The organism is Burkholderia sp. SJZ089 (assembly GCF_007828315.1).
In the GTDB taxonomy this organism is placed as follows: domain Bacteria; phylum Pseudomonadota; class Gammaproteobacteria; order Burkholderiales; family Burkholderiaceae; genus Burkholderia; species Burkholderia gladioli.
In genome coordinates this window covers 643,146-668,549 of sequence record NZ_VIUM01000002.1, presented here as the reverse complement: position 1 = coordinate 668,549, position 25,404 = coordinate 643,146, and the positions used below count along the sequence as shown (strand labels likewise).

The following is a 25,404-nucleotide window of genomic DNA, read 5'->3' as shown; positions in this document are numbered from 1 at the left end:
TTCACTCATACACTCTGATGCCAGCTGTCCACGTGGACACGTAGCATCAGAGTGCAGCGATTTCTACACAAGGGCGTCGTTATTCGATCGCTTACCGAGCTTCTACAAATGGCGCTCGAAATACGGCGGCATGGACGCGGCGCTGATGACCCGGATGAAGGAGCTTGAAGCGGAGAACGCGAGGCTCAAGAAGATGTACGCCGAAGAACGACTCAAGGCCGAAGTGGTGCGTGAGGCGCTCGAAAAAAAGTGGTGAGGCCATCTCGTCGGCGCGAGATGGCCATGCGTGCTGTCAAGGATCGGGCGATGAGCGTACGGGCGGCCTGTGAGGCGTTTGGCGTGAGCGAGACCTGCTACCGCTACCAGGCAAAGCGCTGCCCGGAAAACGGGGTGATCGCCGAGTGGCTTGTGAAACTCACGCATAACCAGCGCAACTGGGGCTTTGGCCTATGCTTCCTGTACCTGCGCAACGTGAAGGGCTTCGTCTGGAATCACAAACGCGTTTATCGCATCTATCGCGAACTGGAACTGAATCTGCGGATCAAGCCACGCAAACGACTGATGCGTGAGCAACCGGAACCGCTGGCCGTGCCGCAGGCACTGAACGAGTGCTAGTCAATGGATTTCATGCACGATCAGCTTGCCGATGGGCGTAGCATCCGGCTGTTCAACGTGATTGACGACTTCAACCGGGAAGGCCTGTGCATCGAGGTGGACTTCTCGTTGCCGGCGCTACGTGTTATCCGGTCCCTGGATCAGGTGATCGAATGGCGCGGCAAGCCGCTGAAGATCCGCTGCGACAACGGACCGGAATATGTCAGCGATGCGCTCAGGGACTGGGCCGCTCGACGCGGCATCGTTCTGCAGTTTATCCAGCCCGGCAAGCCACAACAGAACGCGTACATCGAGCGTTACAACAAAACGGTTCGATACGACTGGCTCGCCCATTACCTCTTCGAGACCGTGGCCGACGTTCAGGAGTATGCGACGAAGTGGCTGTGGTCATACAATCACGAACGCCCGAACACGGCCATTGGCGGCGTACCGCCGAAACAGAAGTTGCTTATCGCGCCATAACCTCTACTTCTGACCGCCGTTAAAAACGGGGGGACTACCCAACCAATTACAAGTCCACACTAAGCAACCGTCTATTCGCTGGCGAACCAAATAGTGTCTCCACGAGCCATGGCTTGGCGGAGAGATGCTGAGGAGGACTTGTCGTTGTTGTCACGATGTACTGAAATAGAGCGGGGCCGATCTGCTCCAGTTCGGCAACCAATTCAAACAGCCTCCGGTACACACTCAGCCCCAGATCAGCTTCACGCGGGCTATCGTGGACAAGGAATGCCGGTACATATGTCTTTCCCTCGATACTCATACACAAGGCGGCCAGGTCGAAGGCGATGACCTTGAGTGACTCGATGGCCGCAGTTGAGCGCGCCCCCCCGAGCTCGACGTTCAACTTCAATCGATCTGCACCAAGAAGCACGCGGCCGTTCGACTCAGGCGCGATCAGCGCACGGATCACGGCGTCGAACTGTGTAGACAATTGGTCGAAGGCCTCGCGCTGTGCCGCGTCGCGATAGGATCCCAACTGATCACGCTTGGCTTCTATGAGTTCAGCATGCCTGTCCGATTTGGCTCTCGCCGCCGCAAGTTCCTCATAAAGATCCGCGAGCCGCTTCGCCCCCTCTCTTCCCATCTGCGCGCCGCGCCAAGCTCCCGACCGTGCGTTTTGCGCCTTCTCGGCAGCATCGAGCGCTTTTTTCAGCTCTCGTTGATGAGTGCGGGCGGCTGGCAATGCTTGAGCAGCCCCACGTAAGGAATCCTTGTTCGCTTTTAGGTCCAGTTCGCACTGGCGGATTTTGTCTTGCAACTGCTTAGCGCGTCGACGCAAGCCATCTAGATCGGGCATCTTGTGCGACAACCCGCACCCCTCTGCGAGAGCACGATCGATAGGCACCTCGCAGACGAGGCAAACAGGTGAGGCTGCATCATGAACCAGCATCGTTCCAGCGCTCAATTCGCCTTTTAGTGTTGGTAACAGTCCTTTTAGCACCACAATCGTGTTTTTCGCGGCTGCTTCGCTTTTCTCCAGTTCTGAAACAACGCTCTGCTGAGCTTCATACTTTGCACGCAGTTCCGCAACATCACCCTGCATATCCGTATGATCAATTTTGGCAAGCTTCGCCAGTCTCTCGGTTGCAGTGCGCCGAAGCATGTCAACGCATAGCTTTCCGTCAGGCAGATCTTCTACAATCAGGCCAACAGCCTCCGCCGCTTCCCTCCGCGAACGTCTCACTTGCCATAGCAATCGGTCGACCTCAGTGCTGGTTGCCTTGGCACCCTCTTCAATCTTCGAAATCTCTGTTCGTGCTTGGAGCTCTTCGGCACCTATAGCCCCCAACAATGCCCGGAGAGCTTCGAGCAGCCGCGTCTGAGACATCGACCGTACTGGTGACCCAGACTCGGAATCTGCAGCACGCCAATCCAAAACTTTGTCGAAGCGGCACTCTTGGTCACGCGTCAGCCAAGCCAGCGCGATCAGCCATGGATCGTGCGCTCGTTCGCCTTGGATCAACGCAGCGATAGGTTCGGTCAACACCTGGCGCTGGATCTCCTCGATAATCGGAGCCATTCCAGTCGGCTGTTCCGGCGGCGACTTCAGTACCGTCTGAGGCAATTGCCCTTGCACGGCGTAGTGCTCTCGGCTCAGTCCCAATGGACGCACCACGCCCCACAGTTTTCCGCACAGCATCACTTCGGCGGTGACCCGGCCTGCCGGGAAAGCTGCGGCGATATGTTGCTGTTGCTCGTCTGTCGAGTGCCCTTGTTCGCCCAGACAGTAGCGTAACAAGCGGCAGAACAGCGTTTTGCCACTGCCATGGCCTAGGCGGTTACTGTCGGTGTCGTCACCTGCTTCCGCTGGATCGGGTGACCAAACGATGTTCAATCCCGGGCGTAAATAGATGTCGCGGATTATGGTTTCGGCGTCCCTCCAGAGCGTGAGCCGACGCACCCATAGGCGCGGCTCGTGCTCGCCTATGGGAGGCGTAACCTTCAGAGGTTCACCAGCAAACAAATCAGGCTGCCTGCTCATTGACGAACTCCACCAAATCTAGAGGGAGGCCCTGTAACAGCTTGCCCATATCCTTCTCCTTCAACCAACCGACGATCCAGCGCGCCCGGCCATTTGCCCAACCCGAGGTGTCGTAAAACTGCAGACCATCTCCTGGTGCCCATGTGTCCAGAAGCGGTTCTTCTATTAGTTCGCCACGGGCGCGCATTTTCTTCACAGCCACCCCGAAGCTTGTGCGTGCGACTGGTGCTAGCCTGCCGATTCCAGCAGGAAGTTCCTTGGCTTGATCACCGATGAGCTGGCACCATTGGACTGCCACGGGCGGTGGTGCAATGCGGGCGAACAACCTAGGCTCGGCGCACATCAGGGCCGCTAGTCGCACCTGCTGCATTGCAGCCGGCGCGGCAAATGCCTTCAACACAGCCGCCAGTGCCAATGTGTCGTTCGTTACCGGATCCTCACCCGCAGAGGCCCAGACGGCATTCGGTAACGCGGCGACTTCGGTCAAGACGGTTTTGAACGCAGGCACGTCGACGAGTACCGTTGGCTGCACAGCTTTGGCGATGCGCTTGACCGACGGACGCTTAGCTTTACCTTTCTCGGGCGTTTCCATGGCCTCTTGGCTAGCACGCTCATGGTTCAGTGCCAGTAGCCGCTTGAGCACTTCCTTGCGCGCCGCAAGACTAAACGTATAGCGCACGCGATCGTTCTCAGGCAGTGTCTCTACCTCAATGAAATCGTGGCCCAAGTTCAACTCGCTCCAGCCGTAGGCATCACGGACGGCGTTGTCTAGAGCGACGTGCAGGCGACGCAACTCCAGCAGTCCCTCGAAGCCCTTGCGAGCAACGTCGAGGGAACTCTTGCTGACCTTAGCGACTAGTTCGGGGCTCAGGTTGCGAGCGTGGAACAGGTTGTAGACGTCGGTGACACCCACCCAGAGTTCCTGCATAAGGCGCTGACGGTGCTCGTGGTACTGCTCGCCGAGATTGGCCAAGGTTGCATCCGTGATTCGCCACAGGTCGCCGGGAAACACGAATGTCTCGAAGCAGTTCGACGGCGAATAGCGTAAGTCTTGCTTCAGCGCACCACTGTACTTGCGCGCCCAAACTTCGTGAAGCGTGGATTGAACAACGGCGTAATGGTCCCATCGGTCCGACGTGAATACATAAAGCGCATCGGAGAACACCCGATTGGTCGGGGACACCGAGAAGTTGAGATGCTTCGTTGTGCGAGCCGCGATGAAGCAGCGACGAATTTGCTTTATGGCATTCGTCAATCCGGGGCGGTGCTCTGCGTAGATCCACCAAACGTCCCGATAACGCTCTCGGTTCTGTGCCGCTCTAAACGGTTTCACCAAACGCTCGACGATTTGGAAGGGCCCTTTGTATTCCCGTGCCCTTTCAATAGGCCAATCGAAGAAGTTGATGATGGTCCTTCCCGGTTTCTGCTCGGGATCGCGATTGAGTTCCTGTCCGTTGATTATCGGAAAGAGAACGTCAGAGTTCTTGGGGTCATCCTCGCGCAGCTTTTCGGCCTCGCAGTGATCCATCAGGAACCCATCGCCTAGAAAGATCGAGCCCTGGAACATCTTCGCCGCATTCATTTGAATCTTGAGCGGTTCCCCAGCATCGATGGCATCATCTAGATAGGCGCTGATCATTTCCACTGCCCGCCCGTCCAGCACGCGTGGCTGATCCCATGCCCCCTTACGAATCGTAACGGCCGCCACCACCAGCTTCGCAGTGCCCGGCCACTTTATCGCTCGGACAGCGTGATTGATCGTTCCACCAGCTGCGATGATTTGCTCAAGACCATCGCGTCGTATGTCCCCGTCCTTGATAGAGTTTGTGGTTAAGAACGAAATAAAGCCAAGCGGCTTTAACAGACCGAAGATGCGGCGAATGAAATAGACAACAAGATCGCTAAGTCCCGCGGGGGCGTACTCCCACTTCACGTAGTGGCAGAACGGGTGTCCGTAGCTACCACTCAGATCCTGGCCTCCGAGGTAAGGCGGATTCCCCAAGATGCAATCGAACCCTCCTCCTGCCATCACTTCTGGGAACGCAAGGAACCAATGGAAGAAGCGTTTCCTCCTAGCCAATTCCCACGCTTCGGCAATCGCCGGCCCCTGAGGCTCGCTCTCACCTTTCCAGTAAGCGCGAAACTCTTCCTCGGTGATGTGCATCGCCGACGGGCTTTTACGCTTCGGGATATAGAACTGTGCGATCGGCAGTGCCGCAAGCTGCTCCATCCGTAAGGCCTCTACGGAATGCGACAGTACGTCAAAGCGCCGTCGTTTGACCTCCACCTCTTCCGGCGTGTGTTCAGGCAACGCTTCCAACTCGCGCCAGCGCTCCAACGTCGCGTTGAGCTGCCGTTCGACTTGGGGAGCAAACCTCATTGTGCGCTGTCCTGCGCGCTCCATGCGGTTGCGCTGACGCAATTGAGTCGCGATCTCGCGGTCGTCCCCTGGCATCGCGACAAAGGCGTCGTCGGGGATACCTCGCAGCTCGATGTCCTCGCGTCGCATGTAACCAACGATCGCATTGCCGCATTTGATGTGATGGTCCAGGAAATTCAGTGGCTCGCCAGGCACGTGTGCTTCAAGCCACAGTGCCACCTTGCATAGCTCCACTGCCAACGGATTCAAGTCGACGCCATAGATGCAGTGGCTGATGACGTCGCGCACCGCGGCGCGTAGCGCCAACGGCGAAGGCTGATCTTCGCCAGTGCGCACGACGGCCAATTCCAACCCGATGCGCCGCGCCGCGGCTAGTAGGATATGGCCCGAGCCACAAGCTACGTCGACCACGCGCAGAGAGAGCAGTGCAGCCTGCGGGTCCGGCGCATTCAGTCGCTCAGTGATCAGGTGATCAACGGAGTGTTTGATAAGCGGCTGCACGAGTTCGTCGGGTGTGTAATGCGAGCCAGTGTTGGCGCGCTCGTCACCCCGCTTGAAGGCGAAACTGGTCCGCGCTCCGTCAGTCAAGATTGCTGGCTCGTACTCCAGCAAGCCCTCATACACCGAACCAAACTCCTCTACGTTGAGCGCACCGTAGTTGGCGCGGATAAGCTGGCCGGTGTCGAGATGGTGGTAAAGACTCAGCGCGCGTAGCGCCGCGAGCAGCGCATCATTGCCGAGCGTACAACCGGCCAGCGTTGCTATCGCCTGAGGATCAAACAGGTCACCAGCCAGCGGAGGCACACCTAGCTTGGTGCCCGGGCCGTCGGCCTCGAAAAGGCGAAAGCTAGCCTGCAACGCTGGCCATAGGTCGGCATGACTGCGATCGGCCAAGTGGCGTTTCTCGCTCAGGCGGCGCAGCCGCGTCACGCTATAGAACTGTTCGTATATATTGCGCTGGCGCGTCGGCGTGCCCTGTGGGAAGACAAGGCCGCGCTCCTCGATGACCATTAGGAACAGCAGGCGGTAGATCAAGCGCAGCAGCTGCTTGTAGAAATCCGCAGCACCTAGCTGGCCACTAACGACCTGTTCGCGCAACACCTCGTTGGACTTGTGCTGCAAAAAGCCGTTCGCTAGGCCAACGATGGCCTGTTCCACTGCCTTCGAGAGACCCTCACGTATGCGCGAGCCAGCGTCCAACGAGTCTTGATGGTAGCGCTCAATCCAGCTGTGTGCAGCCTCTTCAAAATTAGCGGGCAAGCGACTGGCATGCAGTAGGCGGTAAAGTACCGCGAAGTCGGCGAACAGCCCATCGCCGAAGATTCGGTCGAGGTCGAATTCAAGGTAGGTGAGCTTGATCAGGCGAGAGCTATCGCGTAGCAGGCGTAACACGCGACCATTGGTGACCAAGGCGTATAGCTCGTCCGTCAGATTCAGGTATTCCTGCACGACGGCGTGGGCGGACATGCGGAGCACACCGGGGCGCGGTTCCGGCTTGCGGTCAAGTCCAGCTGGGTCGCGTGCGCCGACCACGTGCACCACGGTGCCCCCTCGGTTGGTCACTCGGTGCGAGAGAGGGTAGAGTTTGCCGTTGGCCTCAGCACTCTTGGCTTGGTACTCAAGCTGGTAGCCAAGCAGACCCAATAGTGGCAATACCCATTGTTGCCGCGTTTCTGTGGTAGCGGGGCTCTCGGGACGCAGCGACTCAAGCTTGCGCTCGAAGATGCGCCAGTAATCCTGCGCATCGGCCCATGCACGGGCAATCTCGTCTTTGACCCTAGTAGTACCCTCTAGACCAAAGTCAGCGGGTCGCTGGCCAGCTACATCGTCGAGGCGGCCTAAGACGTCGGGCGACAGGATGGAGCCCTCGATACGGATACTCGGATAGTTCATTGCGCTACCTCTGGTAGCAACACGTAGATGCCCAACGTGTCCATCGGCAACACCGGATAGACGACCTGAAAACGCTGCTTGTCCATGAGCGCACTGAAGCGCTCATGGGCTTCTACGAGTCGCTTAGATTGCGCTTCGGCGATATCCGTGAAGGCTTCACCTAGTGCATACAGCAAGCCTAGTTCGTTTTCCAGGAAGCTAGCGCGCGCCTGGGGTGATAGGTCGGAAGTTGCGCGCGCCTCGGCGATGAGGGATTTAGCCGCAGCATGGTCCAGGAACTCCTTCTGTTCCGGCGTGCCGCGCCAGCCACAGAGCAACATCTCCTCAGCGACGATCTGGTGATGGTTACGCGACTGCTCGATGACATTGCGACATCGGAAGAGCAGCAACGTGGTCTTCACGTTTACCGCGCTGGTACGAATCACGGCGGCACGGGCCGCACGCTTGTCCTGACGGTTGATGGTGTTAGCCATTACCGTCTGGCACAGCAGTTCGACGAAGGGGTGGTTACGCCCCAGGTACAGATAGCCCTCACGCGTGGGTGAGCGGAAACTAATGAGCAGTGTTTCGCCTGCGGGTAGTGCCTCGCGTAGTGTTGCCGTCAGGTTGGCAGTAACAAGGCGATAGCCCACGCCCATGGGGGTGATCTGTACACCCATCAGGTTGTTTAGCACGCCGGTAACGAAACTCTCCACCGCCTTTGGATCGCCAATCGCTTCGTCCACTTCGCGCAGATCCGCTTCAATCTCGTGCGCCTTGATGGCGTGCTGGGCAAAGATGCTGCGTGAGGCTTTCTCTCGTGCGGCAGCTTCGTCAAGTTTATGCGTGACTTCTATCTTGGCGGTGGCGGCTTCCTCGAACTCGCTGAAGTCGAAGAGCAGACCTTGCACACCCTGCTCGGTACCAATGTGGCGATTGGGGTTAAGCAGCAGTGCCTGGGTGATGGTGTCGATGATGCTCTGCGAGTCTTCAGGGAAAGGCACGTTGATGCCAGTGGAGCGTTTGATTTCACGTACCTTGCGTAACAGTACGTCGAGCACGACGCCATCGATTGGATTATCAGCGCCGTAGAGCAGACAGGCTTTTACCACAGGCGCTACTTGACCGAATCGGTCCACGCGGCCTTCACGCTGCTCCAGGCGGTTGGGATTCCAAGGCAGGTCATAGTGGAGGACGGCGGTGAACTGATCCTGCAGGTTGATGCCCTCGCTCAGGCAGTCTGTGGCGATGAGCACGCGCAAACCGGATTTGCCCATGGCTTCGATGCGCTGCTTGCGCATCTCGTCAGGCAGTTCGCTGGTGATGACTTGCAGGTCAAGTTTAGGGAACTGCCGCCGTAGTAGTGGTTCCAGATGCTCGCCGACATACTTGGCAGTCTCGATGTAACGGCAGAAGACGACAGGACAGAAGGGTATGGGGGACTTGAGCCAATCCGCGATTTCCTTGGCTGTGGCTGCTAGCTTGCGGTCATGGTCCGGTCCGACGAGAGCTTGCAAACGGTCGGCAAATCCACGCAATTGGCGGCGCTGGTACTCGGACCAGTCTGCGCGTTCAACGATCTGGATGGGCGCGTTGTCACCTTCATAGCCGAACTCGGTGTCACCGACCGGATTGGGAGCGTCGTCAAGCTGAGCATCGCCATCTTCCGTTTGCCCCACCTTCGCGAGTGCGGACATGCGAGTGTTCAGCATCTCAATGCCAGCTGCAGGGCTTGACATCACGCCACGCAGGAGGCCCAGTGCAGTCCAGTAGTGAACGCGTTGGCGGTGACTATCTTTGTCGGGGGAGATCAGCTTGCGCGAGAAGTCGATCAGCTCGCCGAAGAGTTGCAGGTAGCGCGCCGAGAGCTTGTAGTTCACCTCGAAGGCATCCCGGCTCGGGAACGGCGTGTCTTCGCCCAACCATTTTTCGACGTCACCGCGCTTGCGCTGGACGAAATGGCGGGCCAGCTCCGCGCGCTCAGCGCGAGGGGCAGAGGGCAGGTCGATGAGCTCGAACTCGGGCTGAAGCAAACCAAGCAGAGACTGGAACTCTTCGGATTTCCCACTGTGCGGCGTCGCGGTGAGCAAAATCAGGTGTTGGTCGGTTTTCGCGGCGATGCGGCTTATCAGATGGTAGCGCTGTTGTTGACTAGCCGACGTGCCAGCCGGACGCGCACAGGTGTGAGCCTCGTCGACGATGACCAATTCGGGGCATTGCTCAATGAAGACATCGCGCCGTACATCGGACTTGATAAAGTCGACGCTGATAACTTGATACGGATAGTGGTCGTAGACACTCGCATCGCCGTGAATCTGACGGTCCAGCCCAGCTTGCGTACTGGAGCGGATGATCACGGCTTCAAGGTCGAGCTTGGCTCGGATCTCGGCCTGCCATTGCTCGCATAGATGCGGCAAGCAGACGACGGCAAAGCGCTTGATGCGGCGGCGCTCCAGTAGTTCACGGATGATGAGCAGCGACTCGACGGTCTTGCCCACGCCGACATCGTCTGCCACGAGCAGGCGAATACGGTCTTGGCGCAATGCCATGACGAGTGGGACCATCTGGTACGAGCGAGGGCGGAACGAGAGCTTGGCTAGGCAGCGGAACGGCCCCGCGCCATTTCGGAAGGCTAGGCGAGCGGCATCATAGAGCAAGCGCGCAGTGGCGAAGTCGCCAAGGTCAGCGGACTCGGGTTCCTTGAATCGGGCGTCCTGCGGGTGCTCCCCACCCAGCGGCAGATATACGCCAGCAATTTCGTCGTCGGAGCCGCCCAATGGCTTCAGGACCAGTAGTTCCGGGTCTTCCGAGGGCAGTACGACCCAGTCGCGCCCGCGTAGCGCGACTAGCTTACCGGGTTGCAGGGTAAGGCTCATTTCACTTTCTTGAAGATATCCGGACGCGCGGCCACCTTGGCGGCCAGATTGTCCTTGTAGTAATAGACCCAGACCTCGTCTCCGCGAGCGAGGATGGCCTGGCGCTTGGTGGCGTCATCGGCCTGTACCGCAGGATCGTCGTGTGGCGTACCGTCGCAGAAGATCCAGATACGGGGCTCGTAATAGAAATCCGGTTGCACGTATAGACCTTCGACTGGTTTCTGTGCAGCGTCGGGCAAGCGCAGACCGTTAGCGTGAAGGTACTCGATGAATTTCCGCTCAGTGGACGAGCTGGGATCCAAGTTCCTCAACAAATCAGCGTATTGGTCTTCGTAACTGATATAGCTCTTGTTGGTCTGGATCTCCAGCTCGCAGAGAGCTAGCTTGGCAAGGGCATCTTGGATCAGGTGGCGATCGATGATTTGGTGATCGCGTTGGTTGTAGTAGCTGAGCAAGTCGTCGTACGAGGCCGGACCTTTGTAGTCGGAGGCGTCGAAGCGGCATAGATTACGCGCATGCTCAACCACGACCCGGAAAGCGTCAATATCTTCGATGAAGCGCGAGAGGATGCCTAGGCTCCCTTCGGCTGACTCGTAGAGCAGGATATTGGGTGCCTTTGGGTCGCCAACACTTATGACGCCGACTTCGCTGGACTCGACTTGGAAAACCTGCTCGATGGCGCGCTTGAGCGCATACTGAAGCGTGATGACGCCCTCCGGCGTGAGGCCGAGAGGCTGGACGGGAACGATGTAGAGCGCGTCGGCCAAGTTTGAGGTCCAGAGGTTCACACGGCGATAATCTTCGCGCTGCTGATCGTTGGCCTCAGGCATCGAGGCACGCCACTCACCGCTAACCATACCCATGGGAAAGCCATCGGTGTTCTGCGAGCGCCACTTTCCATTAACGTGAATCAGGCGCGCTGCAGGTACGAACATCAGGTTGACCATCGCGTCCGTAGCCACCTTGAGGCGGGCGCGTTGCACCCGATCTACGTCACCGCCGTCGATGCTGAAATAAGTTTTAATTTCAAAGCCGCGAGAGGCACGCTCTTCTTCTTCACAAGAAATACGGTCTACCTCTTCAGCACGCGACTCAGCCATTTCAAGAAGGTTATGCAAGTGCAGCTTGTTGGCATTGTCTGCAAGACTGACGCCTGAGATTGGGCAGGTTTCTAGCTGCAACTGGTCACCGACAAGGAAGTAACCAGCCTTGGTGCTGACCTTAGCTTCGGTCAGCGCGGCATCCGGCTCCTGCACAACCGACTGGCGAACCTGATATTTGCGGCCGCTGTAGTAGATGATGTTCAGTGGGCCGAACTCGCGCAACGCGATCGAGCGCGGACGCGAAATGAATTCGCCGTGCGTGTCGGCCGTGGGCAGAAATACGCGTAAAGGTAAACGGGTGAAGTTGTAGCCAGGCAAGAAGCCTTCGGCAGCTAGGTATCGGTAGGGATAGAACTCCGAGAGCTCAGAGAATCCGCCCCCTTGATTGCGCAGCAGGTCGAGTTGGCGGGTGGCCTGATCCTGGGCGCGCTTGTACTTACGGTACTCTTCGCTACCCAGGCTCAAGGTGCCGCTCTGAATCTTCTGCGTAGCTTTATCGAGTGTACTGCGCGCGGAGTGATAAAGAGCACGCCAGCGCTCGATGGCATGGTCTAAGTTATCGGGCAACGCCTGAAGGGTCTGCTCGGGCCACACGTCGGTGAACCAGTGCACGGCCTTTTCCTTCAGAGTGGACTCGATGTCCTGAATGACACGTTGGAAGCTGGCGCGAATACGGTCTTTAGTCGCCATGCCTAATTGCAGGCCGGCACGAACTGCTGGAAGCAGCGGAAGTTCGTGCACCTCTTCATCGATGAAGCGGGTCACGGACGGGCGACCGCTCTCACTGTTCTCAAGGCCCGGCAGGCCGACTTCGGATATCGCCAACGCGTTGAGATGTGTTTGCAGGAGCTCGCGATTCGCCAAGTCCAGGCGTGGTGCCTGCACGACGCCAGCGACTAGATCGACCTGGCGACTAAAATAGTGGCGGTCGTGCGGCGAATAAGTTGAACAATAGGTAAAAACTAGCGCTCCCTGCCCACCCCGGCCCGCGCGACCCGCACGCTGGGCGTAGTTCGCCGGGTTAGGTGGCGCATTACGCAGATGCACAACGCTCAACCCACCGATGTCAATGCCCAGCTCCATGGTCGGTGAGCAGAACAATGCGCTGATCGATTGGCTGCGAATGCGAGGCAGATCGGGAATATTTTTTTCGGGATCAAGGAACCACTCGGCGCGGAAACGCTCTTCTCGGTCGCGACGTTCAGCCACGCCAAGTTGGCCCGTGTGGTCCTCCGCGCGCAGACGCTTCGCGGCGGCAAAGTTACGCTGATACAGATCCTGAAAGAAGCGATTTGGCTTGGGTGCTTGCTCCTTATAGCTGCGGCGCTTAATGAGGTCAGCCTTGACGGTCTCCAGGTCACCTGGGCGCCATAGGATTTTCTCGATACGCAAGCGGTAGAGAGTGATGCTCTCGCTGTTCTCGCCTTTAGCAGACTGTGAAGCAAGATAGTCGGCGCCCTCGAGCTTCTTCAGCAGAGTCCTTATAAAGACGCCGTAATGGTCGCCACGCAATTCGACATCTAGGTCACGCTGCTTGACGAAGAGCTTAATGAACTTCCCCAAGCCGCTGGCCGGCCCCATGCTCTTGGATGCCACTTTGGCGCTGCGATGCAGCGCCTCCAGGCGCATATAGAAAGGTTCGCGCAGCGTTTCGGTGGGATCTAGGGTCCACGGGCTACGCAGTTTCTCGCGGAATAGCTTCTCGTGTTCGCGCAGCTTGGCGTGGGTTAGGTAATTCTCGCTGTGGAGTGCGTACTCGAGACGGAAGAAATCGAGGATCGCCGTGAGGAAGAGCACCCGCTCGTCGAGTTCTAGCTCATCCAAGATCGGTACGCTTCTCCAATACTTATCCTGGGCCGCAACCTCGGCCAGATCCACATAATCCACGTCAAGCAGCGCACACTGCTCCAAATTGGGCAGAACGATGCGCCAGCTCCGGCGCAGGTCACCAAGCGCACGATAAAGCAGGAAAGTCTGGAACTGCTCGTCATAGCTACGCTTGATATTGGGCAGCTCAGGCTCGTCTGCCCGGTTCGCGTACTCAATGAACGGGAGCTTCAGCGCCGAGAAAATGGCAGGCCCAAGGCGCTCGAACGTGAGACCTGCATCGCCAGCACTCACGACCGCGCGATGAATGCCCGCGCGCAGGCGCACGACCTGAACGAAGTCGTTGAAATGGCCCGCCTGGAGAGCGGCGTCCTGGCGATTGTCGGTGAAGCTGATGAGCTTCTGGCTGCGCAAATCGTAACCAGCGTCACTGAGGCGGTTGAGGATCGAGAACGTTGTGATCGTCGTGGATGTACTGCGCCCCTCGCTGCCCAGCTTGGTAAGCTTGGTTCCTTCGTTGGTCTTGGTGTCGAAGAAGACTCCAGCCGTTGGGTCGAACAACAGTGGTGCCTTCATGAACCAGCCCCACCACTTGAGCGTTTCGGTCTCTGAGCAGCGGCCCGTTTCATCGAAATACAGGCGAACCGGGAAGAGCGCGCGTTTGCGGGTATCCGGACCGTTCCGGCCGCGGTTGAGCCATGTGTCGGGAAGAAAAGCCAAATCCTCACGCTCGTCCCAAACGTCGTCACCGACGATCAGGTAGCCATCCTGGCCGCCGCCCTCCTCATCACTAGACTCACGGAACTCCCGCGGCACCAGGCGGTCGCCGATACGCGTGGCGCAGATGAAGGCGTGACCGCTGGAGCGGCTGAAAACGTTGGGGAAAATGGGCTTCTTATTCTCTTCGTCGCTTTTGAAGAAGCCTGGCTCTAGCGTGACCGAGCGGTTCTCGTCCTGATCCAATGTCGTGTAGACAGAGCCGGTCTGCGAAATGAACTGGTGCAGCTTAAAGGGAAGCACTGTGTAGCGCTGCCCAGCTTCTTGCAGTGTTTGGTTTACGTTGCTGATCCAACGCAGTAAATCGCCGAGAGCTTGCCTAGCAATGGGTGCGTCGACCCCCGCATCCGCAGCAAGCTGATGTACGACCTCGGTCAGGGTTTGCGGCTTGCCACGGACAAGACCGGTTGGCACCTTGGCCAGCGCGATAGAGCTTTCCAACCATTTGCCAAGCGGATTGGCGCACAAAACATCAAGTCCGGCCTTAATGTCTATCCCTGCCTGAACCGCCTTCCTGAGTGCGGCGACATCGGGCCGTTCAAGTTTGTCTCCAAGAGACGGCGCGAGCGACTCGTTCACCACCTGCGAGGCCAAGAAGGGCCTGCCGAACAACACCGACGCGACGTCGGCAATCTGTTGCTTTTGTTGAGCGAGATCGCCGCCGGAGGCCATCGTGGCGGAAGTGCCAACGCAGACAAGCTTGCGCTTGCATTGCGCCTGAATACGCCTGATGAGCATCGCCACGTCCGCGCCTTGGCGGCCACGGTAAGTGTGCAATTCGTCGAAGACGAGGTATTGCAAATGCTCGTAGATGCTGTCGCGTATGGTCTGCTCGGCAGTACGCGTAAGCAACAACTCCAGCATCATATAGTTGGTAAGCAGGACGTTCGGCGGGTTCTCACGCATACCATCGCGTTTGTCTTGCTTCTCCTGGCCAGTGTACTGACCAAAGGTGATAGGAAAGACCTTGCCTGTCGCCTTCTCGTAGTTCTCTTGGTAGCGGCGAAACTCTTCGAACTGCGAGTTGATCAGCGCGTTCATCGGATAGACGATAACCGCACAGATGCCTCCTACAGCAGGCTTGGCCAGCAAGTCATTAAATATCGTTGCGATGTAGGTTAGTGACTTACCAGAGCCCGTGCCTGACGTGACGACGAAGTCCCTACCGGCCGTGCCGAGTTGGATGGCGTCGACCTGATGCTTGTAGAGCGAGTAGCCTTTGAGAACGGAGACAAGGTCCGGGTGAACGATGCCCTTAGCGGCGACTTCGGCGACCGTGCCAGCGGATTCGAACGCTGGGTTGAACTGCAGCAACGGCTCTGGCCAGAGCCGCCCTTCAGACAAACGTGCCTCGACCGCCGCGCGGATCTGAGGATCGAGAATGTTGAGGAAGCTCTGGATGTACTTAGCGTAGTCGTCAACAACTCTGGAGTGGGTTCCTAGCACGTCCACTGAATCTGCTTCCTTATTGTTGTGGCCAGTTTTGTTATGGTCCGTCTGACCGTTGAACGCTCATGCCAGGCCACATTGTTGGCATCTTGCGTACCAGCCGCCCCACGGTGCCGAAGGGTGATGATCGGAGCTCCCCGCCCGAATTGCTTCAAGCAACAGCGGTCCGCGCGCTTGCAACCCAGCGTCCGCGACCTCTCAACGTAGTGGCGTCAAGTATACGACGCCGCCGCGTAGCGCTCAGATGCAGAAGATTCAATCCTAGAGCCAGCATGATTATCAGCCAACTATCGGCTCGTGCCGCTAACGCGCATGGGGGGCCAAGGTCGTTACGGCCCTGTTTTTGGGGACTCTGACACTTCGTGGGCGGGTAGATGCGTCAATAAAGTCGGATCTGAGGGGGCGGGTTTGTTGAGGGGGCGTTCGGCTGCAGGTCTCGAACGCCGCACCAGACGATCATAGCTCTCCCCGTCACCCCTGACACTTTTCAGCGGACAGTCTGTGGCTTGGCCTCCCGATGAAGAAGTCCGGGCCTTAAAGCAACAAAGCCGACTTGCAGTCGGCTTTGTTGTCGAAGGATATCTTTGCACTTGGTGTAAAAATACCCTTCCTATCTCAAATGCAACGAGCTGGAACGTTTGTCGGAGAGCAGATGGAGCAAAGCCCTCAACTTGGTGCTGCAAAGCTGAGGAGTTTGCCCTTGCGCTCAAAAACTTCCGCCAGGAATGGTGCGCGATGCGCACCCAATTTCTTCGGAAATTTTCACTAAATACGTCTTCAGTTTTCAGCTTTAGTGTCGAATTTTTCACTTATCGTGACATTCGACACTACATCACCCCTCAAACATCAATATTCCCCGCCCTCAACGCATTCGACTCAATGAAAGCCCGACGCGGCTCCACCTCATCGCCCATCAGCGTCGTAAAGATCCCATCCGCGGCAATCGCGTCCTCGATCTGCACACGCAACAAGCGCCGCACATTCGGATCCATGGTCGTCTCCCAAAGCTGCTCGGGGTTCATCTCCCCCAGCCCCTTATACCGCTGCTTGGAGACATTGCGCTCCGCATCGGCCATCAGCCACTGCATCGCCCCCTTGAAGTCCTTCACCGCTTGCGAACGCTCGCCACGCTTGATAAGCGCCCCTTCCCCGATCAAATCCTTGAACGTGTCAGCGGTGCTAACCAGCTGCTTGTAATCGGCGGTGAGCAAAAACTCCTCATCGATCACCGAAACCCGCACATTCCCATGATGCGGCCGCTCGATCCGCAGCGACCAGTGCTCGCGAATCTCGTCATAAGTCGGAATCACGCGCACTTCATTCTTCATCGCGTCGCTTTGCAGCATCGCCGCCTGCAGCGCGCTGGCCGACTTCAGCGCCGCGTCCTCGCCGGCCAGATCAATCGCCACGCCATCCATCACGGCCTCGAGCGCCGCCGGGTCATACAGGCGCCCCAAGCGCCCCACCACCGCCCGCGACAGCAAATACGACCGAGCCAGCGCCCCGAGCGCCTCACCCGAGATCGCATCCGCGCCGCTACCCGGCTGCAGCTCCGAGCCCTGCAGCGCCAGCCGCAGCATATGCGCGTTCAGCTCGCTCTCGTCCTTCAGATACCGCTCGTCCTTCCCGGCCTTGATCTTGAACAGCGGCGGCTGCGCGATATACACATACCCGCGCTCGATCATGTCCGGCATCTGGCGATAGAGGAACGTGAGCAGCAGCGTCCGGATATGCGCGCCATCCACGTCCGCGTCGGTCATGATGATGATGCGGTGATAGCGCAGCTTCTCGAGGTTGTAATCCTCCTTGCCGATCCCGCAACCCAGCGCCGTCACCAGCGTGACGATCTGCTCCGACGACAGCAGCTTGTCATACCGCGCCTTCTCGACGTTCAGCACCTTGCCGCGCAGCGGCAGGATCGCCTGGAACTTCCGATCCCGGCCCTGCTTGGCCGACCCGCCTGCCGAGTCACCCTCGACGATGTAGATCTCGCACTTGGCCGGATCCTTCTCCTGGCAGTCCGCCAGCTTGCCCGGCAGGCCAACCCCATCCAGCACGCCCTTGCGTCGCGTCATCTCGCGCGCCTTGCGGGCCGCATCGCGCGCCCGGGCCGCCTCGACGATCTTGCTGCAGATGATCTTCGCGTCGTTCGGCGTCTCGAGCAGGAACTCCTCCAGCGCCTTCGCCACCACTTCCTCGACCGGCGCCCGCACTTCCGACGACACCAGCTTGTCCTTGGTCTGCGAGCTGAACTTCGGCTCCGGCACCTTCACCGACAACACGCAGGAAAGCCCTTCGCGCATATCGTCGCCCGAGGTTTCCACCTTGGCCTTCTTGGCGATCTCGTTGTCGACGATGTACTTGTTGATCACGCGCGTCATCGCCGCGCGCAAGCCCGTGAGGTGGGTGCCGCCGTCCCGCTGCGGAATATTGTTGGTGAAACACAGCACGTTCTCGTTGTAGCTGTCGTTCCACTGCATGGCCACTTCCACGCCCACGCCATCCTTCTCGCCGATGATGTGGAAGATCGTCGGATGCAGCACGGTCTTGGTCTTGTTGATGTACTCGACGAAGCCCTTCACGCCGCCCACGAAGGCGAAATCGTCTTCCTTGCCCGAGCGCTGGTCGGTCAGGCGGATCCGCACGCCGTTATTCAGGAACGACAGTTCGCGAATCCGCTTGGCCAGGATGTCGTAGTGATACTCGACCGTGCCGAAGATGGTCGGATCGGCCATGAAGTGCACTTCGGTGCCGCGGTTCTCGGTGTCGCCGGTGACTGCCATCGGCGACACTTCCACGCCGTCGCGCGTCTCCAGCACGCGGTCCTGCGCCACGCCGCGATGGAACTCCATGAAGTGCTTCTTGCCGTTGCGCTTCACCACCAGGCGCAGCCAGCTCGACAGCGCGTTCACGCAGGACACGCCCACGCCGTGCAGGCCGCCCGACACCTTGTAGCTGTTCTGGTCGAACTTGCCGCCGGCGTGCAGCTCGGTCATCACGATTTCGGCGGCGCTGCGCTTGGGCTCGTGCTTGTCGTCCATCTTCACGTCGGTCGGGATGCCCCGGCCGTTGTCGGTGATGGAGATGGAGTTGTCGGCGTGGATCGTGACGTGGATGTCGTTGCAGTAACCCGCCAGGGCCTCGTCGATCGAGTTGTCGAGCACTTCGAATACGAGGTGGTGCAGACCAGTTCCATCCGATGTGTCGCCGATGTACATCCCGGGACGCTTGCGGACCGCTTCCAGACCTTCGAGGATCTGGATCGACGAGGCGCCATAGCTGCTGTTGTCGGGTTGCGAGTTGTGCTGTTCAGTCATGGATGTCTTCCGGTTCTGCTGGCCGCCTGAAGTGCTGCGGCCGGGTCCTGCCTGCGGGCAAACGTGGCTCGTCGAATGGTCGTTTCACGGTGCTGGCTCGCCGCTTCGGGGTACGAAATGGGAGGGAAAACAGTCGCGAATCGGCTGGCCGGGTGCGAGCCCGTCTGTGCCATAAAAACGCCAAAGGGGCGTGGCGCCCCTTGGTGTGTCCGGTGTGTCGAATGCCTCAGATGCGCATCGGCATCACCACGTACTTGAATTCGTCGTTCTCGGGAACGGTGATCAGCGCGCTCGAGCTGGCGTCGCCCAGGCTCACCTCGATGTTGTCCACCTTGAGGTTCGCGAGCACGTCGAGCAGGTAGGTGACGTTGAAGCCGATGTCCACCGTGTCGCCCTGGTAGGCGATCTCGAGTTCTTCCTGCGCCTCTTCCTGGTCGGCATTGGTCGACATGATCTTCAACTGGCCCGGCGCGATGATGCAGCGCACGCCCTTGAACTTGTCGGAGGTCAGGATCGCGGCGCGCTGCAGCGAACGCTGCAGTTCCTCGCGGCCGATCGTGAAGGTGTTCTTGTGCGCCTTCGGGATCACGCGCTGGAAGTCGGGGAACTTGCCCTCCACCAGCTTCGACACCAGCTCGACCTGGCCGAAGGTGAACTTGGCCTGCGTCTGCGCGATGTCGATCTTGACGGTGTCGTCGATGTCCTCGAGCAGGCGTTGCAGCTCGAGAATCGTCTTGCGCGGCACGATCACTTCCTGGCGCGGGAAGGCGCCGCCCTCGATCTTCATCGAGGAATAGGCCAGGCGGTGGCCGTCGGTGGCCACGGCCATCAGTTGGTCGCCGTCCACCACCAGCAGCATGCCGTTCAGGTAGTAGCGGATGTCCTGCTGCGCCATCGCGAAGTACACCATGCCCAGCAACTGGCGGAAGGCCTTCTGCGGCACCGCCAGGCTCGCGCCGAAATCCTTCGATTGCGCGACCGTCGGGAACTCGTCGGCGGCCAGCGTCTGCAGGGCGAAGCGGCTCTTGCCCGATTGCACGGTCAGACGCTTGTCGGCCAGCGACAGCGTCACTTGCCCGTCAGGCATCGCGCGCAGGATGTCCAGTAGCTTGCGGGCAGCCACCGTGGTCGCGACCTGTTCGCCGCCCACGCCGAAATCGGCGCGCGTGGTGATCTGCAGCTCGAGGTCGGTCGACAGGAACGATACGTCGGAACCCGTCTTCGTGATCAGCAGGTTCGCGAGGATCGGCAGCGTATGGCGGCGTTCGACGATACCGCTTACCGTTTGCAGCGGCCTGAGGAGGGTGTCTCGTTCGGTCTTGACCAGTTGCATAGAGTTCCTTCGTTGATTTAACGGCCTGCAAGCCACGCAAGCCCGCCCGGCGGGCCGCTGTCTACCCGCCGCCCGGGCGGTCACAAACCTGTATTGTGCCTCAAAACAGAACCGCCCCTTTTAAATTCACCCGGATCGGCGTATTCATCGCGCGCGCGTGCGAGTCCCGTCGGGATTCGCGATGCGCGCGGCATTTACCCTTTCAGCGTCTGTTCCAGCACGTGCAGCTCGTGGTTCAGCTGGGCATCCTTGCTGCGTTCGTCGGCGATCTTGCGCACCGCGTGCAGCACGGTGGTGTGGTCGCGCCCGCCGAACAGCTCGCCGATCTCGGGCAGGCTCTTCTGCGTCAGTTCCTTGGCCAGGTACATGGCGATCTGGCGAGGCCGCGCGATATTGGCGGGCCGCTTCTTCGAGTACATGTCGGCGACCTTGATGTTGTAGAAGTCGGCGACGGTCTTCTGGATGTTCTCGACCGAGATCTGCCGGTTCTGCACCGTCAGCAGGTCCTTCAGCGCTTCCTTGGTCAGCTCGATGGTGATCTCGCGGCCATGGAACTTCGAGTACGCGAGGATCTTGCGCAGCGCGCCTTCCAGCTCGCGCACGTTCGAGCGCAGGTGCTTGGCCACGAAGAAGGCCACGTCCTCGGACAGGTTCACGCCTTCCGATTGCGCCTTGCGCATCAGGATCGCCACGCGCATTTCCAGCTCGGGCGGCTCGATCGCCACCGTCAGGCCGGAATCGAAGCGCGAGATCAGGCGGTCGTCGATGCCCGAGATTTCCTTCGGGTAGGTATCGCTGGTGATGATCACCTGCGCCTTGTTGGCGACCAGCGCCTCGAACGCGTAGAAGAACTCTTCCTGCGTGCGCGACTTGCCCGAGAAGAACTGGATGTCGTCGATCAGCAGCAGGTCCAGCGAGTGGTAGTAGCGCTTGAAATCGTCGAAGGCCTTGCGCTGGTAGGCCTTCACCACGTCCGAGACGTATTGCTCGGCGTGGATGTAGCGGATTCGCGCGCCGGCCTTGTCGAGCAGCAACTGGTTGCCGATCGCGTGGATCAGGTGGGTCTTGCCCAGGCCCACGCCGCCGTACAGGAACAGCGGGTTGTAGGACACGCCCGGGTTGTCGGCCACCTGGATGGCCGCGGCGCGCGCCAGCTGGTTGGCCTTACCGGTGACGAAATTGTCGAAGGTCAGGACCGGGTTCAGCTTGGAGCGCTCGTAGGTCGAGTCGGCCGCGTCGCCGCCGGCCGGCGCGTTCGCGCCGGGTCGCCAGGTGCGGCGGCCGGCGGCGGCCTCGTGGGCGGTCAGGCTGGGCAGGTCGAGATCGGCGGCGTCGTCGGCGTTCAGCGCGGCGGCCTGGGCCGCGGCATGCGCGGCCGCCTGGGCGGCTTGCGCGGCGGCCACGGCCGGGTTCGGCGCGGCCTGCCGCACCGGAGCGGCGGCCGGCATGGCCGCCTCGGGTGCCGGCGCGGTGCCGGTGGCGGCCACCGACGGGCGCGGCGCGACCGAGGGCGCGGCGCTGCGCGCGCCGGCCTTCGGGTCGAGCACGAACTGCACGTCGATCGGCGCGTTCCAGAAATCGCGGGCCAGATCGGAGATCCGGCCCGAGAACTGGCTCTTCACCCAGTCGAGCTTGAAGCGGTTGGGGGCGGCAATGGACAAGGTGTGCGCGGAGGCGTCGAAGGCCACCGGCGCCAGCGGTTTTATCCACGTCACGTACTGCTGGGGCGTCAATTCACGCTCCAGCAGGGCGGAACAGTGTTGCCAGAATTCGTTCATTGAGTTGCTGTCGTTCTTGGGTTGCACAGCGGCACGAGGCCGCCCTTGTCGCGGATTGGCAACAAGGCCCGGTGCGGCCGAGCGAGCATGCTCCGGAGGCTGGTGCCACAAGGGTTTCGGGCACAGGGCGGGCCGGAGCGGCGTGCGGGATTCCTGGAGATAAGGCGAGATTCTACCGCCAAAAGCGCGCGTCGCGGGAGTTATCCACAGGGGAGGGGCGATTGGGCGGGTGGGCACAGGATCGCGGGGGCGGACGCGGAAATGGGGCCGAGGCAGGGCCTAAAGTATTGACCGTCCACAGAAAAACGGTTTAAATAGCGGGTTCCGCGAAAACCAATCCTAGATTTTCGGCGATTGCGTTCGCCCGGTGGCCTGAAGGATCGGGCACGCGGTCCCTGATTACCGATATTCTCGTCAAAGTGAGAGCAACATGAAACGTACCTACCAACCTTCCGTCACGCGTCGCAAGCGTACCCATGGCTTCCGCGTCCGCATGAAGACGGCGGGTGGCCGCAAGGTCATCAACGCACGTCGCGCGAAGGGTCGCAAGCGCCTGGCCATCTAAGGGCGGGCGATACGCCGTGTGTGCCGTGCGCGGCGATGCGGGCAACGCAGTCGCAGGCCCCGGCATCGATCCGTTGCTGGTGGGCGCGACCTTCCCGAAAGCCGCGCGGCTTCTGAAAACGGATGAGTTCTCATCCGTTTTTCGTTTGCGGCCCTGGCGGCGCAGCGCGCACTTCGTGATCTACGGCAAGCCGACGGGCGGCGACGCGCGTCTGGGCCTGGTGATCGGCAAGAAGTACGCGCCGCGCGCGGTCACGCGCAACCTGGTAAAGCGCCTCGCCCGCGACGCGTTTCGCCGGCGGCGCGCCGAGTTCGCCGGCTGGGACCTGCTGCTGCGGCTGCATACGCGCTTCGACGCGAAGGCGATGCCGAGCGCGGCGTCCGCGCCGCTCGCCGCGTTGTGCGCAGGCGAGATCCGCGAGCTGCTGGACAAGGCGGCGCGCGAGGTCGTGCGGCGCGGGCCCGCGAAGCCCGCGGCGGACTGAGCTTTCCCCACGAGGTACGGGCCGGATGCATCCCGAGGATATGTCCGGCCACATGGCGGCGCGCAGGCGCCGACTGCTATGCAAACGGTTTTGATCGCGTTGCTGCGTTTCTACAAGGCTGCCGTGAGTCCTTTCCTCGGCAGCCGTTGCCGTTTTTACCCTTCCTGTTCGGATTACGCGCGCGAGGCAATCCAGTATCATGGCGCCGCGCGCGGCACCTACCTGGCCGCCAGGCGCCTGTGCCGCTGCCATCCTTTTTCCGCCGGCGGCATCGATCTGGTACCACCGGCCCGTTCCGGTCCTTGCGCCAGCCACGACGCTGAAGCGCCGTCCCATCGACTCTGAGACAACGCATGGATATCAAACGCACCGTCCTATGGGTGATCTTCTTCATGTCAGCGGTCATGCTGTACGACAACTGGCAGCGTGCCCATGGACGCCAGTCGATGTTCTTCCCGAACGTCACGCAGACCACCGGCGCCTCCTCGACCGATGCGAGCAGCGGCGCCTCGGCGGCCGGCGGCGCGCCTGCGGCCCTGCCGGCCGCCTCGACCACGGCACCCGATTCCACCGCGCCGATCGCCCAGGCGCAACTGGTGAAGTTCTCGACCGACGTCTATGACGGCGAGATCGACACGCGCGGGGGCACGCTGGCGAAGCTGACGCTGAAGAAGGAAGGCGACGGCAAGCAGCCCGACCTGTTCGTCACGCTGTTCGACCACACCAAGGATCACACCTACCTGGCGCGCACCGGCGTGACGGGCGGCAACTTCCCGAACCACAACGACCTGTACACGCCGGCGGCGGGCAACCCCAGCGCGCTGGCGGCCGGCCAGGACAGCATGAAGCTGTCCTTCGAGTCGCAGGAGAAGGGCGGCGTGAAGGTGGTGAAGACCTACACCTTCACGCGCGGCAGCTACGTGATCGGCGTCGACACCAAGATCGAGAACGTCGGCACGGCCCCGGTCACGCCGACCGTCTACATGGAAATCGTGCGCGACAGCACGCCGGTGGAAACGCCGCTGTTCTCGCACACCTTCCTCGGACCGGCCGTCTATACCGACCAGAAGCACTTCCAGAAGATCACCTTCAGCGACATCGACAAGAACAAGGCGGAATACGTCAACTCGGCCGACAACGGCTGGGTGGCGATGGTCCAGCATTACTTCGCGTCGGCCTGGATTCCGCAGCAGGGCGTCAAGCGCGACATCTATGTCGAGAAGATCGACCCGTCGCTGTACCGCGTGGGCGTGAAGGAGCAGGTCAAGACCATCGAGCCGGGCCAGTCGGCCGACGTGTCGGCGCGCCTGTTCGCCGGCCCGGAAGAGGAGCGCGTGCTGGAAGGCATCGCCCCGGGCCTCGACCTGGTGAAGGACTACGGCTGGGTGACGATCATCGCCAAGCCGCTGTTCTGGCTGCTGCAGAAGATCCACGGCTACGTGGGCAACTGGGGCTGGTCGATCGTGCTGCTCACGCTGCTGATCAAGGCCGTGTTCTTCCCGTTGTCGGCGGCGAGCTACAAGTCGATGGCGCGCATGAAGGAAATCACGCCGCGCATGCAGGCGCTGCGCGAGCGCTTCAAGAGCGATCCGCAGAAGATGAACGCGGCGCTGATGGAGCTCTACAAGACGGAGAAGGTCAACCCGTTCGGCGGCTGCCTGCCGGTGGTGATCCAGATCCCGGTGTTCATCTCGCTGTACTGGGTGCTGCTGGCCTCGGTGGAAATGCGCGGCGCGCCCTGGATTCTCTGGATCCACGATCTGTCGCAGCGCGATCCGTTCTTCATCCTGCCGGTGCTGATGGCCGGTTCGATGTTCCTGCAGACGCGCCTGAACCCGACGCCGCCGGACCCGGTCCAGGCCAAGATGATGATGTTCATGCCGATCGCGTTCTCGGTGATGTTCTTCTTCTTCCCGGCCGGCCTGGTGCTGTACTACGTGGTCAACAACGTGCTGTCGATCGCGCAGCAGTACTACATCACGCGCACCATCGGCAAGAAGAAGGCGGCCAACTGATCGAGCTGGAAGCTGCCTGAGCTGGATGCATGAAGAAAAACCGCCCGGTCTAGCCGGGCGGTTTTTTTATTGGTGGCGGAAAACGGAAAGTTGCGCGGATCAGTGCTCGGAGGCGTCGCCGTAGAACTGTTCGATCAGCTCCTGCACCAGGTAGCGGTGATGCGGCGAAAGCGCCTCGATCTTGGTGGCCAGCTCGATCGTCTCCGGCGTGGGCGGGTATGTCTCGTCGCGCGGCAACGGCTTCGGGGTGTTGCGCGCGGCTACCGAGGGCGGCGGCCCGTAATGCAGCCAGTGCGCGTCGACACGCAGCCAGCCGGCCAGCGTCTCGAGCTTGTCGGTGGTCGGGATGGTGCGGCCGGTCAGCCATTTGTGCGCCGTCTGCGGCGAGACCGGGTGCTCGCCGTGGTGCCGCAGGTTGAAGTGCAGGGCGAGTTCGGTCGCGCCCGAGACTTTTTCCGGGCTGCGCATCAAGGCGAATTTCAGGCGTTCCGAAAACGCCGTTTTCTCATCTCGGGTCGGCATGCGCCA

General features: G+C 60.3%; 12 protein-coding genes and 1 pseudogene. 5 read left to right on the top strand and 8 right to left on the bottom strand.

Features of this window, described 5'->3' with window-relative positions; genetic code table 11:
• Window positions 1-97: 97 nt before the first annotated feature.
• Window positions 98-1,077: pseudogene (locus tag FB600_RS06090) on the top strand (IS3 family transposase); the annotation flags it as partial.
• 46 nt (window positions 1,078-1,123) lie between these two features.
• Here the strand turns inward: FB600_RS06090 and FB600_RS06085 are convergent.
• The 7 genes from FB600_RS06085 to dnaA form a co-directional block, all read right to left on the bottom strand.
• Window positions 1,124-3,100, bottom strand: a complete 1,977-nt coding sequence (locus FB600_RS06085; RefSeq protein WP_145756374.1) for a chromosome segregation protein SMC — start codon at window positions 3,098-3,100, stop codon at window positions 1,124-1,126.
• A complete protein-coding gene (locus tag FB600_RS06080) occupies window positions 3,084-7,373 on the bottom strand; it encodes an Eco57I restriction-modification methylase domain-containing protein (RefSeq protein WP_145756373.1) in 4,290 nt (1,429 codons plus the stop codon). Before FB600_RS06080 ends, FB600_RS06085 begins: the two co-directional genes overlap by 17 nt.
• A complete protein-coding gene (locus tag FB600_RS06075) occupies window positions 7,370-10,228 on the bottom strand; it encodes a helicase-related protein (protein ID WP_145756372.1) in 2,859 nt (952 codons plus the stop codon). The genes FB600_RS06080 and FB600_RS06075 overlap by 4 nt, the downstream gene beginning before the upstream one ends.
• Window positions 10,225-15,387 carry a DEAD/DEAH box helicase gene (locus FB600_RS06070; protein ID WP_145756371.1) on the bottom strand — a complete coding sequence of 1,721 codons (5,163 nt, stop codon included), beginning with the start codon at window positions 15,385-15,387 and terminating at the stop codon, window positions 10,225-10,227. The genes FB600_RS06075 and FB600_RS06070 overlap by 4 nt, the downstream gene beginning before the upstream one ends.
• Before the next feature lie 836 nt (window positions 15,388-16,223).
• The gene (gene gyrB / locus FB600_RS06065) at window positions 16,224-18,701 is read right to left on the bottom strand and encodes a DNA topoisomerase (ATP-hydrolyzing) subunit B (RefSeq protein WP_145756370.1); all 2,478 of its coding nucleotides are present in this window, start codon (window positions 18,699-18,701) and stop codon (window positions 16,224-16,226) included.
• A 226-nt stretch (window positions 18,702-18,927) separates the two neighbouring features.
• The gene (gene dnaN / locus FB600_RS06055) at window positions 18,928-20,034 is read right to left on the bottom strand and encodes a DNA polymerase III subunit beta (protein WP_013696089.1); all 1,107 of its coding nucleotides are present in this window, start codon (window positions 20,032-20,034) and stop codon (window positions 18,928-18,930) included.
• A gap of 194 nt (window positions 20,035-20,228) precedes the next feature.
• Complete coding sequence (gene dnaA / locus FB600_RS06050) at window positions 20,229-21,812, bottom strand: chromosomal replication initiator protein DnaA (RefSeq protein WP_013696088.1); 1,584 nt, start codon at window positions 21,810-21,812, stop codon at window positions 20,229-20,231.
• 430 nt (window positions 21,813-22,242) lie between these two features.
• Between dnaA and rpmH the strand changes: the two genes are divergently transcribed.
• The 4 genes from rpmH to yidC all read left to right on the top strand — a co-directional run bounded on the left by rpmH (window position 22,243) and on the right by yidC (window position 24,876).
• The gene (rpmH, locus tag FB600_RS06045) at window positions 22,243-22,377 is read left to right on the top strand and encodes a 50S ribosomal protein L34 (RefSeq protein ID WP_004198824.1); all 135 of its coding nucleotides are present in this window, start codon (window positions 22,243-22,245) and stop codon (window positions 22,375-22,377) included.
• A 16-nt stretch (window positions 22,378-22,393) separates the two neighbouring features.
• Window positions 22,394-22,861 carry a ribonuclease P protein component gene (gene rnpA, locus FB600_RS06040; RefSeq protein ID WP_013699795.1) on the top strand — a complete coding sequence of 156 codons (468 nt, stop codon included), beginning with the start codon at window positions 22,394-22,396 and terminating at the stop codon, window positions 22,859-22,861.
• 78 nt (window positions 22,862-22,939) lie between these two features.
• Window positions 22,940-23,206 carry a membrane protein insertion efficiency factor YidD gene (gene yidD / locus FB600_RS06035; RefSeq protein ID WP_081060853.1) on the top strand — a complete coding sequence of 89 codons (267 nt, stop codon included), beginning with the start codon at window positions 22,940-22,942 and terminating at the stop codon, window positions 23,204-23,206.
• Window positions 23,207-23,214: 8 nt separating this feature from the next.
• Complete coding sequence (gene yidC / locus FB600_RS06030) at window positions 23,215-24,876, top strand: membrane protein insertase YidC (RefSeq protein WP_145756369.1); 1,662 nt, start codon at window positions 23,215-23,217, stop codon at window positions 24,874-24,876.
• A 99-nt stretch (window positions 24,877-24,975) separates the two neighbouring features.
• Here the strand turns inward: yidC and FB600_RS06025 are convergent, their stop codons facing one another.
• Window positions 24,976-25,398 (bottom strand): transcriptional regulator, encoded by a 423-nt coding sequence (locus FB600_RS06025; RefSeq protein WP_013699792.1) that lies wholly within the window; start codon window positions 25,396-25,398, stop codon window positions 24,976-24,978.
• Window positions 25,399-25,404: the final 6 nt, after the last annotated feature.